Origin of the sequence: Actinomyces massiliensis 4401292, from assembly GCF_000269805.1 — a bacterium.
Lineage (GTDB): Bacteria > Actinomycetota > Actinomycetes > Actinomycetales > Actinomycetaceae > Actinomyces > Actinomyces massiliensis.
In genome coordinates, this window is record NZ_JH711482.1 from 501,075 (window position 1) to 518,675 (window position 17,601).

Here is a 17,601-nt window from a genome sequence, read left to right on the forward strand (position 1 = left end):
GACGCGGGCGGAGGATGAGGTTATGACTCCACGCCAGCGCCGCTCCTCCGCCGTTGATCGCAGCACCATCGCCTTCCTGTGCGGTCTGTGCGGAGTCGAGGAACTGCCCGGCCCCTTTCTCATCGAGGTCTTCGGCGCCCTGGGCATGAGCATCTCGGGCGCACGCTCCTACCTGGCCCGAGCGGTGGCCGACGGACGGCTCGCCTCCCACCGCCACGGCAGGCAGACCCTCTACTCCTTGAACGGCACTCTCTTGCGGCGCTACCGTACGGTCCGGCGGGGCTTCGATGGACGGCCGAGCTGGAACGGACACTTCCACATCGCCATCTACAACATCCCCGAGGCCCGCCGGCCGGAGCGCGACGCCCTGCGCGCGGCCGCGTTCGATGAAGGCTGGGCCTCGCCCCGTCCCGGAGTCCTGCTGGGCATACAACCGCCAGGCATCTGGGCCGACCGCACCGACTGCTCCACAGGACGCCTCGACGTCGACCTCAGCACTGCCAGAGAGCTCGCCGCCAGCGCATGGCCGCTGGACGAGGCGGCACAGCAGATCCGACACCTGGCCTCGCACCTGGAAGACATCAAGGCCCGCTACCGCGATCTGGACACCTCAGACACCTCGCGACCGGCTCTCCTGACCCGAGTGGTGGCGACGCACGAGATACTCAGCAACACCACCTACCTATGGGGCATGTTGCCGAACCTTCCCATGGAGCTCTTCCCGGAGGACTACCCGCATGATGTCCTGGCCCGGATCACCGCCGAGATGGAGGGCCCGATCATAGTATCGGGAGAGCAGGCCGCAGCCCGACTGCTGGCCGACCACCAAAGCCCCTGAGCCCCCTGAGCCCTCTGAGAGCTCTGAGAATCAGCCGTGGCTCACTATCGTCTGCCCGCCCCGGCATCGCCACCGTCACCGTCGGTACTGTCAGTACCGTCGTTGATATCACCAACATCTGGGACTTCCGCAGGATCGCCGTCGCCGTCCTCATCGGGAGGCTCGGGAACCGCCACATCCGGGGCGGGGCGACCACCGGGGGCGGACACGGGCGCCGCCGCCGGGCGCCTGAGCGCTTGAGCCTCGAGCATCTGGCGGACAACCTCGTCCGCGGACCTCTTCTCGGCGTCCATGGCCTTCTTCACGTCAGCGGCATATAGGTCGACATACTCCTGACCGGACAGGCTCATCAGGGAGTACATGATCTCATCGGTGATGGAGCGAAGCACGAAGCGGTCGTTCTCCAGCCCCTTGTACCGAGAGAAATCGAGCGGCTCGCCAACAACGATACCGACCCGGTGCCGTGTGGAGGGGATGGCCTGACCAATGGGCTGAGCCAGGTTCGAGCCGATCATGGCCACCGGAATGACCGGGGCCCCTGTGGCCAGCGCGATGCGCGCCACCCCGGTCTTGCCTCGGTAGAGACGGCCGTCGGGGCTGCGGGTGCCCTCGGGATAGATACCGAAGAGCTCCCCGGAATTCAATCGATCGATTCCCGCCTGCAGTGCGGCCTGCGATGCCTGCCCTCCGGAGCGATCCACAGGAATGGTGCCGACGGCGGTCATGAAGTTCTTCACGACCCAACCCTTTGCGCCCTTACCGGTGAAGTAGTCGGATTTGCCGATGAAAGCAACCTCACGGTCCACCAGCAGCGGCAGGAAGAAGGAGTCGATCACGGCCAGGTGGTTGGAAGCGAGAATCGCAGCCCCCTCGACCGGGATGTTCTCCTCCCCCCGGATCCACGGCTGGTAAAGGATCTCCAGCGCGGGCCCGACAGCGGTTTTGATGCCTCGGTACCCCACGGGACCTCCTGTGCTCGGCAACTGGCTGGGCTCTCCACCAGGTCCAGCCGTGTCCGCGCGGGGAGCACGGATGCGGTTGGATCGGCGCCTTGGTGAAGTCTAGCCTCGCACTGTGGCCGACCATGCACCTGTCAGGTCTCCGAACGGCGAATCGGGGGCTCCGTCGGCCGCGCCCTCGCAGAGGCCGGTCGGACGCCGTCTCCCGGGCACATCAGGTCCGTCGGGCCTGTCGACCTGCGATCCTCCCGCAGGAATGCAGGCCTCCTTCGACGATATGGGCACGCCTCTGCGAGAGGTGACCTTCATCGCGGTCGATCTGGAGACCACCGGTGGCGCACCGGGCGCCCACGCAATCACCGAGATCGGCGCCGTGCGCGTGCGCGGCGGCGTCATCGACGGCGAGTTCTCCACCTTGGTCAACCCCGGCGCCGCCATCCCCGCACAGATCACCGTCCTGACAGGGATCACGAACGCCATGGTGGTCGATGCCCCGCCGGTCGACGAGGCCCTGACGTCCTTCTTCGAATGGGCGCACTGGTCCGGTCCGGGGACGATCCTGGTGGCGCACAACGCGCGCTTCGACATCGGCCACCTGCGCTGCGCCGCCCAGGAGTTGACACTGCCATGGCAGGAACCGCGCGTCGTGGACACCCTCGCCCTGGCGCGCAAGGCCTGGAGCCGTTCGGAGGTGCCCAACCACCGGCTGGGGACCCTGGCATCTTTCGTGGGCTCGCCCACAAGACCGACTCACCGCGCCCTGGACGACGCACGGGCCACAGTCGATGTCCTGCACGCCGTCCTGGAGGCTCTGGCTCCACTGGGAGTCACCCACATGGAGGATCTGGCGACCGCCGCCGATGCGGTGCCTGCGCGGCGCCGGGCCAAGAGCCGGATGGCCGACGGCCTGCCCACCGGCTGCGGCGTCTACCAGTTCCTCTCCCGCGCCGGCCAAGTCCTCTACGTCGGCTCAGCCGTCAATCTGCACCGCCGTGTGCGCTCCTACTTCACCGCGGCCGAGAAGCGAACGGCGATCGCACGCATGCTCGACGCAGCTGCCGCAGTCCGGACCATCGAGACGGCGACCGAGATCGAGGCCAGGGTGCGCGAGCTGCGGCTCATCGCCGAACTCTCCCCTCCAACGAACAGACGCTCCAGAGCACCGCACCGGCAACCCTGGATCCATCTGGTGAACTCACCCGAGCCCCATCTGGCAACGACGACAACGCTGCCGAGCGACGAGGTACTCACCGCCATCGGACCGTTCCCATCGCGATCCGCAGCACGGGAGGCGATACGCGCCGCGGAGTCCGTGCTGCGGCTGCGCGCCTGGGACGGACGGAATATGAAAGCAGTAGCCCGCAACGATGCGCCCGCCGATGCCGCCACCGCGTTGCGCTCCCTATCAGGGCAGGTGGATCTCATCGCCGTACCGTTACTGGAGCGCGTGACAGCCCTGGCGGACCAGGAGCGCTATGAAGAGGCCGGAATGTGGACCTCTCGCCTGCGCTCCCTCCTGCTGGGGGCTCACCGGGCTGAGAGAGCGCGTCCCTTGTTGACCTGCCCGCATCTCATCGCGGCGCGACGGCGAGCGGGCGGCGGCTGGGAGTTGGTCGCCGTGCGCTGGGGACGGCTGGCGGGGAGCATGACCACGCCTCCGGGCGCGGATCCCCGCCCAGCCGTCGCCATGCTGCGGGCGACGGCACAGGTGGTGGAGCGACCCGCGCGCGTGGGGGCGGCGACCAGCGTCGAGGAGACGCTACTGCTGGCGGATTGGGTGCTGGAGGCCGGAGCACGTCTGGTGGAGGTCGATAGCACTGATAGCACCGATAGATCCGACGATACCGACCATGCAGGCCCGGGCAAGCGAGACGACTGCGCCGTGCTGAGCTGGCCCATCGGCGCGGCGGCCCGGCACCACCGGGTCATCAGGCAGCACTAGATTGAATGACTGGATCAGAACTGGATCGGCTCTAGCGATTCAGCCGGCAGGAACGACTGTGCCGGGCCGTGACCGAAGCGCCTTGGCGACCCCCTCCTGGAGAGCCATCGGATCGAGTGGGCGCGGCACGACGACTTCGGCCTTGGACCAGGCGGCAAGCCAGTCGTCCTGCGGACGAGCGGTGAGGAGAACCACGGGCGGACGCTTGTCGAGCTCTGTGAACAGCTCGTGCGCCAGTCCCATACCGCCGAGCTTCTTAGTCTCGGCATCCAGAATCAGGGCGTCGAAGGGAGCTGCGCCCTCCTGAGCCCGATCCTTGACAGCCATGCGCACGCCTTCGGCTGTAGCGGCCTCCGTCCACTTCACCAGCGGCAGCCCCTTGGCAGGACGCCGGCCGACACCTTCCTTCACTTGGCGGCGCACCGTGACATCGTCGGAGAAGACGAGAAGCTCGAGGCGGGCGTTCGCGACCTGGTCGGTCATACTGTCCTCCATGATAGGCGGAGTGTTTCTGCGGTCAGTGTAATCACAGGCCCGCACCTGTCCGACCCAAAGATCAGCGCATACAATAAATCTTGTCCATGAAGACGAGAGACGTCTATATGACCGTCTGCGCAACGGACCCGCGACCGCTCACGACCGACCCATGAAAGGCATCCATCATGGCCGTGTACACGCTTCCCGAGCTCCCCTACGACTACGCCGCCCTTGAGCCGCACATCTCCGGGCGGATCATGGAGCTCCACCACGACAAGCACCACGCCGCCTACGTCGCCGGGGCCAACGCCGCCCTGGAGGCACTGACCGCCGCCCGCGACGCGGGGGACCTCGGCGCGGTCAACCTGTGGGAGAAGAACCTCGCCTTCAATCTGGGCGGCCACACCAACCACTCCGTGTTCTGGAAGAACCTCTCCCCCAATGGCGGAGGCCAGCCCGAGGGAGAGCTCGCCGAGGCCATCAAGGACTCCTTCGGCTCCTTCGAGAAGTTCCAGGCCCACTTCACCGCCACCGCCCTGGGCATCCAGGGCTCGGGCTGGGCGGTGCTGGCCTACGACTCCATCTCCGGCAAGCTCGTGGTCTTCCAGCTCTTCGACCAGCAGGGCAACGTGCCGGTGGGCACCATCCCGCTGTTCATGGTGGACATGTGGGAGCACGCCTTCTACCTGGACTACCTCAACGTCAAGGCCGACTACGTCAAGGCCATTTGGAACATCGTCAACTGGCAGGACGTCTCGGAGCGCCTGCAGGCGGCGGTGGCCCGCGCCGAGGGACTCATCGTGCGCTGAGTGCGCTGACGGCCCACCGCCTCGGCCGCCGGCGACCCGCCCTGCTGCAGTAGATCCGCCCCGCAACCGTGTGGTTGCGGGGCGGTTTTCTCACAGGAAGCCTGACGGCAGGCCCGGGCGAACGGGCATCATAAGGCCGCGTCGATGTCCATCACATGGGCTGAAGGGGGCACCGATTGCCCCTTCTGGTCGGTACCCGCCGGGGCCAGGACCATGACGCGGGAGCCCACCGGCACGCCCACGAGACCGGCGAGGTTGGGCGCCGAGAACATGGGAATGATCTGTGGCTGCTGCTGGCCCCACGAGGATCCGGATGCAGAGCCGTCCCAGGAGGCGAAGGCCGTATTGGTCAGCAGCATCGAATCCTCGGTGATCGGCTCTCCCGCACCCCGCGCCAGGACGATCACCTCGGTCTCAGTCGGCTCGGCGGCGTCGGGGCCGATCTCGACCGAGGGCTCGGCGCCGAGGGCGCCGGTGACGCTCACGCCCCGGTCGGCCGCAGTCTGATCACCCTCGGGCACTGCGTCGGCGGTCCCGGCCGCCAGTTCCTCGAAGGTACCCGCGTACTTGATCTCGATGATGAAGACGAGCGGCCCCGAGGGCTTGTCCTTTGCAGGGGTGTCGCCGTAGGCCTGGGCGGCAGGGATCGCCATCTCCAGGCGGTCGCCCACCTTGTGCCCGGGAAGCCCCTGGCTCCATCCCTCGATGACGCCGGAGAGCGGGAACAGTACCGGAACGCCCCTGGCGTAGGAGGAGTCGAAGGTCTTGTCCGAGTTCCACTTCCAGCCCGCGTACGAAACGGCCACGAGGTCGTCGGCGGAGACCTCCTTGCCCTGCCCCTCCTCCAAGGTTTTCACAGTGAGATCTGCGGGAGCCTCCTTCCCGCTCCAGGTGAGCGTCGGCTCGGTTCCGGCGTCACCGGAGACTTTGGGAAGGTTCTCGCTCTTCCCCGAGCAGCCGACGAGAACAACGAGCGCGACGGCGAGGATGAGCGAGGTCAGCGCGAGGGACGTGCGGCGCACGAGATCTCCTTAGGTGCAGATGGTTGTCGTACCGGTGAACGCCATCGGCACCCGGTGAATGGCGGTGAATGGCGCCGCGTCGCCAACAGCAGTCGCGGGCCCTTTTTAGCAGGTCAGTTGAAAGACTCGCCGCAGGCGCAGGTTCCGGCGGCGTTGGGGTTGTCAATAGTGAAGCCCTGCTTCTCAATCGTGTCGGCGAAGTCGATGGTGGCGCCTGAGAGGTAGGGCACGCTCATGCGGTCGACGACAACCTCGACGCTGTCCATCTCACCGCCACCGGTCGAGAAGGAACGGACCGCATCGCCATCGAGCAGCCGCTCATCGAAGTAGAGCTGATAGACCAGTCCGGAGCAGCCGCCGGGCTGCACGGCCACGCGCAGACGCAGGTCGTCTCGTCCCTCCTGGACCAGGAGGCTGGCGACCTTCGCAGCGGCGGTCTCGGTGAGCAGGACCTCGTGCTCGGGAGCCTCAGCGGTCGTATCGGTCGCGGTCAGGGTCGTCTCTGCCATGTCTTTACTCCTCATTGGGGGACGGTCGGGCACTCATGCGAACTCGCTAGTCTCGAACACCCCGGTGGGACATCTTGTTCCTACCACACTACTCGTCCATCTATTCGCAACCACAGACCTTCGCGGACGGCAGTCGTCTCGGGCGGATGGCGTCCGCGACGGTTCGAGCCGGTCACGTCAGGCGAGAGTCACCAGTTCGAGGTACTCCCGACTCCACAGATCCTCATCTCCATCGGGAAGCAGAAGCACACGGTCGGGCTCCAGGGCCTCAACGGCGCCCTCATCGTGGGTGACCAGGACGACTGCGCCGGCGAAGGTCGCCAGGGCCCGCAGGATCTCTTCGCGACTGGCCGGATCGAGATTGTTGGTGGGCTCATCCAGAAGCAGGACATTGGCACTGGAGACGACCAGTATGGCCAGGGCCAGACGGGTCTTCTCACCGCCGGACAGAACGTGCGCCGGCTTGTCCGCATCAGAGCCGGAGAACAGGAAGGAGCCCAGGACGCTGCGCACCTCGGTGTCATTCATGCCGGGAGCGGCACTGCGCAGGTTCTCCACAACCGTGCGACCGTTGTCGATGGTCTCGTGCTCCTGAGCGTAGTAGCCGATCTTGAGGCCATGGCCCTCGATGACCTCGCCGGAGTCGGGAGCCTCGACACCGGCGAGGAGCCGGAGCAGAGTGGTCTTGCCGGCGCCGTTGAGGCCCAGAACAACCACGCGACTGCCGCGGTCGATGGCCAGATCGACGCCCGCGAAGACCTCGAGCGAGCCGTAGGCCTTTGACAGCCCAGTCGCTCGGAGAGGCGTTTTACCGCACGGGGCTGGGTCGGGGAAGCGGAGGTGGGCGACCTTCTCGACTGCCTGCTCGGCCTCCAGGCCCGCCATGAGTTGATCAGCGCGTTTGAGCATCTGCTGGGCCGCTACCGCCTTCGTGGCCTTGGCGCGCATCTTCTCTCCCTGGGCGCGCAAAGCGGTGGCCTTCTTCTCGGCGTTGGCGCGTTCGCGTCGACGCCGATGCTCGTCGTCGGCGCGTTGTTTGAGGTAGGCGTCCCAACCGAGGCGATAGACATCGAGGACCCCGCGGGTGGCATCGAGGTGCATGACCTGGTTGACGGTGTCGCGAAGCAGATCGACGTCGTGACTGATGACGATGAAGCCCCCGGAGTAGGCGCGCAGATGATCGCGCAGCCACAGGACCGAATCGTGGTCGAGGTGGTTGGTGGGCTCGTCCAGCAGAAGCGTGTCCGGTTTCTGGAACAGGACGCGGGAGAGCTCGACTCGACGTCGTTGGCCTCCCGAGAGCGTACCGATCTCCTGGTCCAGCACCCGGTCGGGAAGGCCGAGTGCCGACGCGATCCGAGCGGCTTCACTGGCGGCGGCGTAGCCACCGGCCATGGTGAACTCATGATCCAGACGCGTATATCGATCCAGGGCCTTGGCCATGGCATCGCCCTCTGTGCTGGCGATCCTCTCCTCGGCCTTGCGGATGCGTGTGAGCAGGGAGTCGATGCCCCGGGCTGACAGAATCCGGTCCCGAGCGGTTTCAGTGAGGTCGCCGACCTTGGTGTCCTGGGGCAGGTAGCCGACCGAGCCGTTGCAGGTGATGTCCCCCGTGTGCTCAACGGCCTCGAGGCCGTGACGCTCATCCGCGTCCGCAACTGCCTGACCGGAGCCCTGGGCCACCGAGGCGGCGGCCAGGAGCTTGGTCATCGTTGTTTTTCCGGCTCCATTGCGCCCGACCAGTCCGATGCGCATGCCCTTGCCCACCTGGAAGGTCGCTTCCGCGACGAGCTGTCGAGCGCCAATGCGCATGGTGAGGTCCTGGACGTTGATCACGCGCGCCATCGTACGGGTGCACCGGGTGATCCCCTGCCTGACGACCACCGGAAGCGCTCAGCGATCGGTCACATCCTGAGCCGCCTCGGCAGCACGCAGTTACGCAGTTCCCCCGCATCCCCACCCCGCATTCGAGCCTGCAGGGCCCCGGCCCGCTCCAGCACGTCCCCCGGTACTGCACTTGCTCGAGAACGTTCTAATCCCACCAGAGCCAGGTCCCCAGAGGCCCGTGGCTCCAGTGACGGCGCACGGTCCGAATCTCATCGGGCATCGCCTCCGCGTTCAACTCGTAGCGGCTGCGGACCGTGTCCCATAGGACCAGGCACCCGCAGAATTCATCATGGACGTCGCTGATCTCGACCGTCAACAGGTCCCGATCCTCGATCCACAGACCCTCAACGGTTATCCGCTCATCGGGGCGCTGAGGGCCGATGGCGTACCCCGACAGGCGCACACGCCCCTCAGCGCCCGCACAGGCATGAAGGAGAGCGCCCAGGGTGGGCGCGAGGTTCTGGCGGTCGTCGAGCTGAGCAGGCGGAAGGATATTCAGCAGTCGACGCGCGACGCCCGGGCCCAGGTCGTGGTAGGGGGTGTAGTCCTCCTGGGGAGCACCTTCCTCAGTGATGAGGCCACGCGGATTATGACCGAACTCGGCAGGAATGACGGTGGATCGCAGTTCGTCGCGGCAGCGGGCGAGCTCGCGCCATACGCCCGCCCTGACGGTCCATCCGCGCGGCCCGTAGAGCCCCGTCCCATCCTCCTGATCCCAGTGGTCCTCCCGAGGCGGAGAGGCTGCGGCAGGGCCGGCATCGGCAGCCTCGCAGCGGGATTGGTCCTGATCGGCGTTAGAAGTGGTCGTCGTCATGGCAGTGACTCCTCAGGTATTCCTCACGATATGCGGCCGGCCCTCCCAACCGCGGCGGCGTCCTCACCGCCTGATCCGAGTGTGGGCGCGACGAGCTCTCCTGTGCCGACCACCTGTGAACGCACCTCGCCCGAGTCATCATCGACCAGCCTGTGGAGCCCGGTAACGCCCTCGTGATACCCGTGCATGGACGATGCGGAGACAGCTGCGGAGATATCTGTGACGGCCGAAGCGCCCGATCTGACCACGCGCTGCAATCATCACGCTATCCTGTGCGTCAGTCCCAATTGCTTGGGACGGTCCCAACTCCTGGTCCTGAGCTCCCCTTAGTACCGCAGTACCGCTCATACTGCCGCGGAGGAGCACCACGACCAACGAAAGGCCCTTGATGACAACAACAACCTCGGCCCCGGAGGCGATCCTCGCCGCCGTCGGCGGCCCGGAGAACATCACCCATCTCACCCACTGCGCGACGCGCCTGCGGTTCCAGCTCGTCGATGCCTCGGCCATCGACACCCCCACCGTCGAGAAGATCCCCGGTGTCATGGGTGCGGTTCCGCAGTCCGGTGAGCGCTACCAGATCATCATCGGCGGCACCGTGCAGTCGATGTACGAGAGCATCATGGCGCTGCCGGAGATGAAGGACATCGGTGCCAAGGCCGCCTCCAACGACGACGTCAAGGCCGCAGCCCGAGCAGGCGGGATCCGCGGAAAGTTCGCCTGGGTGGACAACTTCTTCGAGTTCCTCTCCGACTCCTTCCGACCGCTCATCGGCGCGCTGCTGGGAGCCTCGATCTTCATCACCTTCATGGCGCTGATGGGCACGCTCGGCATCATCGGCAACTGGGCGGACCCGCGTGTCACACTCACGCCGAGCTGGGCGTTCCTCAACCTCACCTGGCGCTCGGTCTTCTACTTCCTGCCGCTCATGGTGGCCTACAACGCCTCGAAGAAGCTCGGAGCGGATCCCTGGGTCGGCTTCTCCGTCATGGCCGTCACCATGCTGCCCGGATTCGCAGCGCTGGGAACAGTAGACCAGGCCACGAGCATGACCTTCATGGGGTCCGAGATCACGACTGTCAAGCTCTTCGGCGCCCTTCCCCTGACGATCTTCGACTACGGATCGCAGGTCTTCCCGCCCCTGCTCCTGGCGGCAGTGCTCGGGCCGTTGACGAAGGGGCTCAAGAAGATCATCCCCGCTGACATCCAGCTGATCTTCGTGCCCTTCTTTGCCATGCTCATCATGATTCCGTTGACGAGCTTCCTCCTGGGACCGATCGGCGTCTACGTCGGCGCCTGGCTCGCCAACCTCCTGCAGGCGATCAACAACATCTCGCCCTTCATCTTCTGCATCATCATCCCGCTGATCTACCCCTTCATGGTGCCTCTGGGCCTGCACTGGCCCATCAACGCGATCATGCTGCTCAACATCAACAACAACGGCTACGACTTCATTCAGGGCCCCATGGGCGCCTGGAACTTCGCCTGCTTCGGCGCCACTGCCGGTGTCATGATCGTTGCCATGCGGCACAAGGAGAGGGATATGCGCGTCACCGCCACTGGTGCGCTCTTCGCCGGCCTGGTCGGCGGCATCTCCGAGCCGAGCCTCTACGGTATTCACCTGCGCTTCAAGCGCATCTACCCGCGCATGCTCGTGGGCTGCGTCCTGGGCGGCATCATCCAGGGCATCTTCGGCGGCGTCACGACGCACGCCTTCGTCTTCACCTCGTTGCTCACCATCCCCGCCTTCAACGGCGACGCCACGGGCGCGGATAGCACGAGCTCGATCGTCATCTACGGCGTTTCGGTCATCGTCTCCTTCATCGTGGCGATGACCCTCGTCATCCTCTCGGACTACCGCACCCCGGAGGAGCGCGCCGAGATCGACAAGACCAACGCCGAGAACGAGGCCGATCTCGCTCTGGAGACCTCCACTGCCTCAGGCGAGGAGGCCGCATCGGATGGCGACGCCCAGACCGCCGACGCCCCCGCTGAGGAGGTTAAGCCCGCGCTGGTGCCGGGTGCGGTCACCGAGGTGCCCGCTCCGCTGACCGGAACGGTCATGCCCCTGGAAGACGTCACCGACCCGGTGTTCTCCTCCGGCGCCGTCGGCCAGGGCGCAGGTCTGACCCCCACCGGCGATATCGTGGTCACCGCCCCCGCAGACGGCACAGTCGTCGTCGCCCCCGACTCCGGGCACGCCTTCGGCATCAACCTGGACAACGGAGTCGAACTGCTCATCCACGTCGGCCTGGACACCGTCAACCTCGAGGGCAAGGGCTTCGACGTCAAAGTCAAGCAGGGCGACCACGTCACCGCCGGCCAAGAACTGGTCCGCGTCGACCGCGCCACCATCGAGGAGGCCGGCTACCCGCTGACCACACCGGTGCTCATCACCAACACCGCCAAGTTCGCCTCCGTCGAGATCATCGCCGACGGCGACACCACCACCGGCACCCCCCTCATCCGCGTCACCGCCCCGGCCGAGGACGCTGAGGAAGCTAAAGAAGCTGAGGACTGAGGCGCGCAGCCGACCGACTGTCTCCCCTCAGGGAGACCGCTTGGGACAAACGCCGGTTCCCCGGCCCGCAGTAAGCTCGCGGGCCGGGGAACCGGCGTTATAGCGGGGTTACTCGGGTATCGAAGACGCGCACCCCGCAACGGGCGAACGGCGCCGCCCCGCCCCCTCCCCCGCACGCGATCAGACGAACAAGCAGGGTTCGGCTTCAGTTAACTCAGTTAACGCCCTCGTCCTCAACGTCCACATAACGCTCGGGCGGCTCACCGGCACTCAGAGTCGCGGCGTAGTCGGGAACCTCCAACTGCAGGGATCGATCGGTGCGCTGATACCCGGTTGACGGCGGACGCTTCGGGAACTTCAATTCCGGCCGCTCAACATGGTGGTAAGGAATGGAACCGAGCAGATGATGAATCACATTGATACGCGCCTTGCGCTTGTCCTCCGACTCCACCACGTGCCAACGCGCAGACTCGATATCGGTATGCACGAACATGTCATCCTTGGCGCGCGAGTAGTCCTCCCAGCGGGTGACGGACTCCAGGTCGGTGGGCGACAGCTTCCAGCGTCGCATCGGATCGGTCAGCCTCGACTTGAACCTCTTGTACTGCTCCTTGTCGGACACAGAGAACCAGTACTTGCGCAGCAGAATGCCGTCATCAACGAGCATTCGCTCGAAGATGGGGCACTGCTGCAGGAATCGCCGATGCTCCTCAGCGGTGCAGTAGCCCATGACATGCTCGACACCGCCGCGGTTGTACCAAGAGCGGTCGAATAGCCGAATCTCACCCGCCGCCGGCAAATGCGCTATATAGCGTTGAAAATACCACTGAGTGCGTTCGCGCTCAGTGGGCGCGGGCAGCGCCACCACCCGCGCAATACGCGGATTGAGATACTCGGTGATCCGCTTGATCGCGCCGCCCTTGCCCGCTGCGTCACGACCCTCGAAGACCACGACGACCCGGGCGCCAGTGGACTTGACCCATTCCTGCATCTCGACCAATTCGGCTTGCAGCCGCAGTAGCTCCGTCTCGTACAGGGAGCGATCCATTTTGGGGTGCTTCTTCGACATATCCGCAATTATGGCATAAATCACGTCTTCTGACAGCCCGCTAAAGCCCTGACCGCAGCAGACCGAGTGCCAAGGAAGAGCTCGATCGCCGAGACTCACCGAGGCATGCGCAGCGCCCAGAAGGCGACTGCCGCAGCAGCAGCCACGTTGAGGGAGTCGACTCCCCCTGCCATCGGAATGCGCACCACCTCATCGGCAGCCGCGACGGTGCGGCGCGAGAGCCCATCGCCCTCGGTCCCCAGCACGACAGCGACCCGGGAACCCGGCGCCGTACAGGCCTCGGAGGCGGCGAAGTCGTCCAGGCCCACGGAGTCATCCGACAGGGCCAGGGCAGCCACCATGAAGCCCTGCTCATGGAGCTCATCCATGGCGGGCCAGCGCTCGATCCGGGTCCAGGGAACCTGGAAGACGGTGCCCATGGAGACCCTGACGCTGCGCCGGTAGAGGGGGTCGGCGCAGTGCGGGGTGACCAGGACGGCGTCGATCCCCAGGGCGGCGGCACTGCGGAAAGCGGCCCCCACGTTGGTGTGATCCACCAGGTCCTCCAGGATGGCCACCCGTCTGGCGCCCTCTCCCCCGCGCACCGCGGCCAACAGGTCGCCGACACCGGCCAGCTCCGGCCGGTTCATGGCCGCCAAGGCGCCGCGGTGCAGGTGGAAGCCGGTGATGGACTCCAGCGCCTCCTCCGGTGCCAGGAAGACGGGCACCTCCCCGCCGTCGTCCGCTCCCCCGCATCCCGCAGCGGCGGCGATGACGGGCCGCATCTCCGGATAGTGGCGCTCTGCCATGAGGAAGGAGCGCGGGACGTGCCCGGCGGCCACGGCGCGGGTGATGACCTTGGTGGACTCGGCCATGTACAGGCCGCGTTCGGTCTCCAGGCGGCGGCGCAGGGCCACATCGGTCAGGCTGGTGTAGTCGTTCAGGCGCTCATCGGCGCCGTCGGTGAGGCGAATGATCATGGGCGGGGCCTCCCCGCCGAGTCCCGGCCCAGGCTCGCCATGAGCTCGTCTCGCTCGGCTGCGGGCTCATGGCGGACGGCCGGGCCGGAGAACTGGCTCTGGTAGAGCTCGTAATAGGCACCGTGAGCGGCGATGAGCTCATCGTGGCTGCCCTGCTCGACGATATCGCCGTCCTCCATGACCAGGATGATGTCGGCATCGCGGATGGTGGACAGGCGGTGGGCGATGATGAAGCTGGTGCGGTTCCTGCGCAGCTCCATCATGGCCTGCTGGACCAGCAGCTCGGTGCGGGTATCGACCGAGGACGTGGCCTCGTCCAGGACGAGGATGTGGCGTCCGGCCAGGAAGGCCCGCGCGATGGTCAGCAGCTGCTTCTCACCGGCGGACACGCCCGTGCCGGAGTCGTCGATCACCGTGTCGTAGCCCTGCGGCAGGGCGCTGATGATGTGGTCGGCACTGGCGGCCTGCGCGGCGGCGAGGACATCGTCGTGGGTGGCGCCCGGCTTGCCGAAGGCGATGTTCTCCTCAATGGTCCCCTCGAAGAGCCAGGTCTCCTGCAGCACCATGCCGATCTGCTCGCGCAGCTCATCGCGGGTCAGGTCGCGCGTGTCGACGCCGTCCAGCGTGATCGAGCCGGACTGGGGGTCGTAGAAGCGCAGGAGGAGGTTGACCAGGGTGGTCTTGCCCGCGCCCGTGGGCCCCACGATGGCGACGCTCTGGCCCGGCTCGACCACCAGGTTGAGGTCGGTGATGAGCTCGGTGCCCGGGTTGTAGGAGAAGCGCACGTGGTCGAAGACGACGCGGCCCTCGACCTCGGCGGGCAGGTGGGCGCTGCCCGTCTCGGCCTCCTCGGGAGCGTCCATGAGATCGAAGAGCCGCTCGGCGCTGGCGGCCCCGGATTGCAGCAGGTTCGCCATGGAGGCGAGCTGGGTGATCGGCTGGCTGAAGTTCTGTGAGTACTGGATGAAGGCCTGGACATCGCCCAGCGTCATGGTGCCGCTGGTGATCCTCAGCCCTCCCACCACGGCGATGATGACGAAGTTGAGATTGGAGATGACCCGCATGACCGGCTGGATGGTGCCGGAGATCCACTGGGCCTTGTAAGAGCCCTCGTAGAGGCGGTTGTTCTGCTCGGCGAACAGGTCCTCGAAGGCGCCCTCGGCGCTGAAGAGGGTCACGACCTCGTGCCCGGTGAAGGCCTCCTCGACGATGCCCGAGACCTTCCCCGTGGCGTCCCACTGCTCGGTGAAGTGCGGGCGCGAGCGCCGGGAGATGAGGGCGGCTGCGCCGATGGCCACGGGGATCGTCGCCAGCGCCACCGCGGAGAGCTCGCCGGAGACCGAGATCATCATGGCGGTCACGCCGATGATGGTGATCAGCGAGTTGAAGGACTGCGAGATCGTCTGCTGGAGGGTCTGGGAGACGTTGTCGACGTCGTTGGTGACGCGGGAGAGCACGTCGCCGCGCGAGCCCTGATCGATGTAGGACACCGGGACGCGCGAGAGCTTGTCCTCCACCTGGGAGCGCAGGCGCTTGGCGGTGCGCTGCACCACCCTTGCCAGGATCAGGCCCTGGATCCACATGATGAGGGCGGCGGTGACGTAGAGCGCGGTGATCTGGGCCAGGACGACGGCGAGGCGGCCCGTGTCCAGCCCGGCCCCGACCGTGACGTCCATGCTGCTCACCATGGAGGCGTAGGTCTCGTGCCCCTGTTGGCGCAGCAGGGCGACGAGCCCCTCGCCCCTGGCGCCCGCGGGCAGTCCCTCGTGCGCGAGCAGCTTGCCCATGACGCCCTCGTAGATGATGTTGGTGGCCCGCCCGAGCACCCGCGGAGCCAGGACGTTGAGGAGGACGGAGGCGGTGGTCAGGACGACCACTGCGATGATCCTGGGGCGTTCGGGGCGCAACTCCCGTATCAGGCGCCTCCAGGCGCCGCGCGCGTCCTTGGCCTTGACGGTCGGGGCGCCCTGGTGGGGGCCGGGTCCCTGGCTCATGCGGCCTCCTCGGCACTGATCTGCGACAGGACGATCTCCTGGTAGGTCGGGCAGCCTTCCATGAGCTCCTCGTGCGTGCCCAGTCCGACCACGCGGCCCTTGTCCAGCACGGCGATCTGGTCGGCGTCGCGGATCGACGCCACGCGCTGGGCCACGATGATGATCGTCGCGCCCCCTGTGGCCCGGCCAAGTCCCGCCCGCAGGCGCGCATCGGTGGCGTAGTCCAGGGCGGAGAAGGAGTCGTCGAAGATGTACACCCCGGCCGGGCGCAGCAGTGCTCGGGCGATGGCCAGGCGCTGGCGCTGCCCTCCGGAGAAGTTGACGCCGCCGGCGTCCACACCGTGGTCCAGGCCGTCATCCAGGGCCTGCACGAATCCGGCCGCCTGGGCCGCTTCCAGGGCGCGCCACAGCTCGGCGTCGTCGGTGTCGGGACCACCGCGCTGGAGGGTGGAGCGGATGGTCCCGGAGAAGAGGTAGGCCTTCTGCGGCACGGTGGCGATGGCGCGCCTGAGCTCGCGGGGGTCCAGGTCCCGCACATCGACGCCGTCGATGCGCACGGAGCCGTGGCTGACGTCGAGGAGGCGGGGCAGGAGGTTGACCAGCGTGGATTTGCCCGAGCCGGTGGAACCGATCAGGGCGGTGGTCGTGCCCGGAGCGATATCCAGGCTGATGCCGCGCAGGGCGCAGCTGTCTGCACCGGGGTAGCGCAGGGCGACGTCGTCCAGCTCGATGCGCCGGCCGCGGCCGCCCGCGGGGCCGCGTCCCGGCCCCTGATCGGCGCCATCGGGCGCCTCGGGCAGCCTGGCGGGATGCTCCGGCGCGGTGATGGAGGGCTGGAGGGCCATCACCTCCTGGAAGCGCCCGGCGGCGACCTGGGCGCGCGGCAGCATGCTGACCAGCATCACGGCGATCATGACGGAGAAGAGGATCTGCGTGATGTAGTTGAGGTAGGCGGTCAGGTCGCCGATGGACATGCCGCCGCTGTCCACCCTCATGCCGCCGAACCAGATGACCGCCACCGAAGCGAGGTTCATGATGAGCTGGACCACCGGGAACATCAGCGCCATGAGCTTGCCGATGCTCCAGGAGGTGGCGGTGAGCCGGCTGTTCGCCTCCTCGAAGACCTCGCGCCGCTGGGCGCTGCGGACGAAGGCCCGGATGACACGCATGCCCTGGATCTGCTCGCGCATCACGAGGTTGACGCGGTCAATGCGGGATTGCTGGATGCGGAAGTGGGGCAGGAGGCGGCTGGCGATGAGGCCGACCACCGCGGCGAGGAGCGGGACGAGCACCACCAGCAGGCCCGATAGGGGCACGTCCACCCTCAGCGCCATCACGGTCCCGCCCACGAGCATGATCGGGGCCATGAGCATCATGGAGGAGATCATGAAGACCACCGACTGGACCTGCTGGATGTCGTTGGTGGAGCGGGTGATGAGCGAGGGCGCGCCGAATCGCGAGATCTCCTCGACGTTGAAGCGCTGGACGTGGCCGAAGATGTCCGCGCGCATGTCCCGCCCCAGGCCCATCGCCGATCTGGAGGCGACGTAGGTCCCCGCCACCGCCGCGGCCCCTTGGAGCGCGGTGATGGCGAGCATCTGGGCGCCCAGGCGCCAGATCGTCCCGGTATCGCCGGTGACGACGCCCCTGTTGATGATGGAGGCGTTGAGGGTGGGCAGCAGGAGCGCTGCGGCGGTTTCCAGGACCTTGAGCAGCAGGACGGCCGCTATCAGCCAGGCGTAGGGGCGCAGGTAGCGGCGAAGCGTCTTACGTAGCACGGCTGGAAGAGTACGTCAGACCT

14 protein-coding genes are annotated in these 17,601 nt (G+C 66.8%); 4 read left to right on the plus strand and 10 right to left on the minus strand.

Translation table 11 applies throughout. The annotated features are described in order from the left end of the window. The first annotated feature begins 22 nt into the window (after nt 1–22). Entirely contained in the window at nt 23–838 is an 816-nt protein-coding gene (locus W5W_RS0110585; protein ID WP_008733786.1) for a PaaX domain-containing protein, read from the plus strand. A 44-nt stretch (nt 839–882) separates the two neighbouring features. On the opposite strand, the gene W5W_RS0110590 is transcribed toward W5W_RS0110585, so the two are convergent. Beyond that, complete coding sequence (locus tag W5W_RS0110590; protein WP_008733764.1) at nt 883–1,800, minus strand: lysophospholipid acyltransferase family protein; 918 nt, start codon at nt 1,798–1,800, stop codon at nt 883–885. A 253-nt stretch (nt 1,801–2,053) separates the two neighbouring features. On the opposite strand from W5W_RS0110590, the gene W5W_RS0110595 reads away from it, so the two are divergent. Continuing rightward, entirely contained in the window at nt 2,054–3,739 is a 1,686-nt protein-coding gene (locus W5W_RS0110595) for a DEDD exonuclease domain-containing protein (protein WP_017195368.1), read from the plus strand. Nucleotides 3,740–3,778: 39 nt separating this feature from the next. Here W5W_RS0110595 and W5W_RS0110600 read toward each other — a convergent pair whose 3' ends face one another. Beyond that, entirely contained in the window at nt 3,779–4,222 is a 444-nt protein-coding gene (locus W5W_RS0110600) for a response regulator transcription factor (RefSeq protein WP_008733782.1), read from the minus strand. A gap of 179 nt (nt 4,223–4,401) precedes the next feature. Here W5W_RS0110600 and W5W_RS0110605 point away from each other — a divergent pair, with 179 nt between their 5' ends. Continuing rightward, complete coding sequence (locus W5W_RS0110605) at nt 4,402–5,025, plus strand: superoxide dismutase (protein ID WP_017195369.1); 624 nt, start codon at nt 4,402–4,404, stop codon at nt 5,023–5,025. A 128-nt stretch (nt 5,026–5,153) separates the two neighbouring features. Here the strand turns inward: W5W_RS0110605 and W5W_RS0110610 are convergent, their stop codons facing one another. The 4 genes from W5W_RS0110610 to W5W_RS0110625 form a co-directional block, all read right to left on the minus strand. Then, on the minus strand, nt 5,154–6,047 hold the full coding sequence (locus W5W_RS0110610) for an FKBP-type peptidyl-prolyl cis-trans isomerase (RefSeq protein WP_017195370.1): 894 nt from the start codon (nt 6,045–6,047) through the stop codon (nt 5,154–5,156). A gap of 113 nt (nt 6,048–6,160) precedes the next feature. After that, nucleotides 6,161–6,556 (minus strand): HesB/IscA family protein, encoded by a 396-nt coding sequence (locus W5W_RS0110615; RefSeq protein ID WP_008733741.1) that lies wholly within the window; start codon nt 6,554–6,556, stop codon nt 6,161–6,163. 177 nt (nt 6,557–6,733) lie between these two features. After that, nucleotides 6,734–8,392 carry an ABC-F family ATP-binding cassette domain-containing protein gene (locus W5W_RS0110620; RefSeq protein ID WP_029574261.1) on the minus strand — a complete coding sequence of 553 codons (1,659 nt, stop codon included), beginning with the start codon at nt 8,390–8,392 and terminating at the stop codon, nt 6,734–6,736. A gap of 196 nt (nt 8,393–8,588) precedes the next feature. Next, a complete protein-coding gene (locus W5W_RS0110625; RefSeq protein ID WP_017195372.1) occupies nt 8,589–9,257 on the minus strand; it encodes a hypothetical protein in 669 nt (222 codons plus the stop codon). Nucleotides 9,258–9,645: 388 nt separating this feature from the next. On the opposite strand from W5W_RS0110625, the gene W5W_RS0110635 reads away from it, so the two are divergent. Further along, a complete protein-coding gene (locus W5W_RS0110635) occupies nt 9,646–11,778 on the plus strand; it encodes a glucose PTS transporter subunit IIA (protein WP_017195374.1) in 2,133 nt (710 codons plus the stop codon). A gap of 214 nt (nt 11,779–11,992) precedes the next feature. Here W5W_RS0110635 and ppk2 read toward each other — a convergent pair whose 3' ends face one another. From ppk2 to W5W_RS0110655, 4 genes are all read right to left on the minus strand, one after another. Next, nucleotides 11,993–12,826, minus strand: coding sequence for a polyphosphate kinase 2 (gene ppk2 / locus W5W_RS0110640; RefSeq protein WP_017195375.1), 834 nt, complete (start codon nt 12,824–12,826; stop codon nt 11,993–11,995). A 116-nt stretch (nt 12,827–12,942) separates the two neighbouring features. After that, on the minus strand, nt 12,943–13,806 hold the full coding sequence (locus W5W_RS0110645) for a TrmH family RNA methyltransferase (RefSeq protein WP_017195376.1): 864 nt from the start codon (nt 13,804–13,806) through the stop codon (nt 12,943–12,945). Next, nucleotides 13,803–15,800: an ABC transporter ATP-binding protein gene (locus W5W_RS0110650; RefSeq protein ID WP_017195377.1), complete on the minus strand. Its 1,998-nt coding sequence runs from the start codon at nt 15,798–15,800 to the stop codon at nt 13,803–13,805. Before W5W_RS0110650 ends, W5W_RS0110645 begins: the two co-directional genes overlap by 4 nt. Beyond that, nucleotides 15,797–17,578: an ABC transporter ATP-binding protein gene (locus tag W5W_RS0110655; RefSeq protein ID WP_017195378.1), complete on the minus strand. Its 1,782-nt coding sequence runs from the start codon at nt 17,576–17,578 to the stop codon at nt 15,797–15,799. Before W5W_RS0110655 ends, W5W_RS0110650 begins: the two co-directional genes overlap by 4 nt. Between the last annotated feature and the right edge of the window lie 23 nt (nt 17,579–17,601).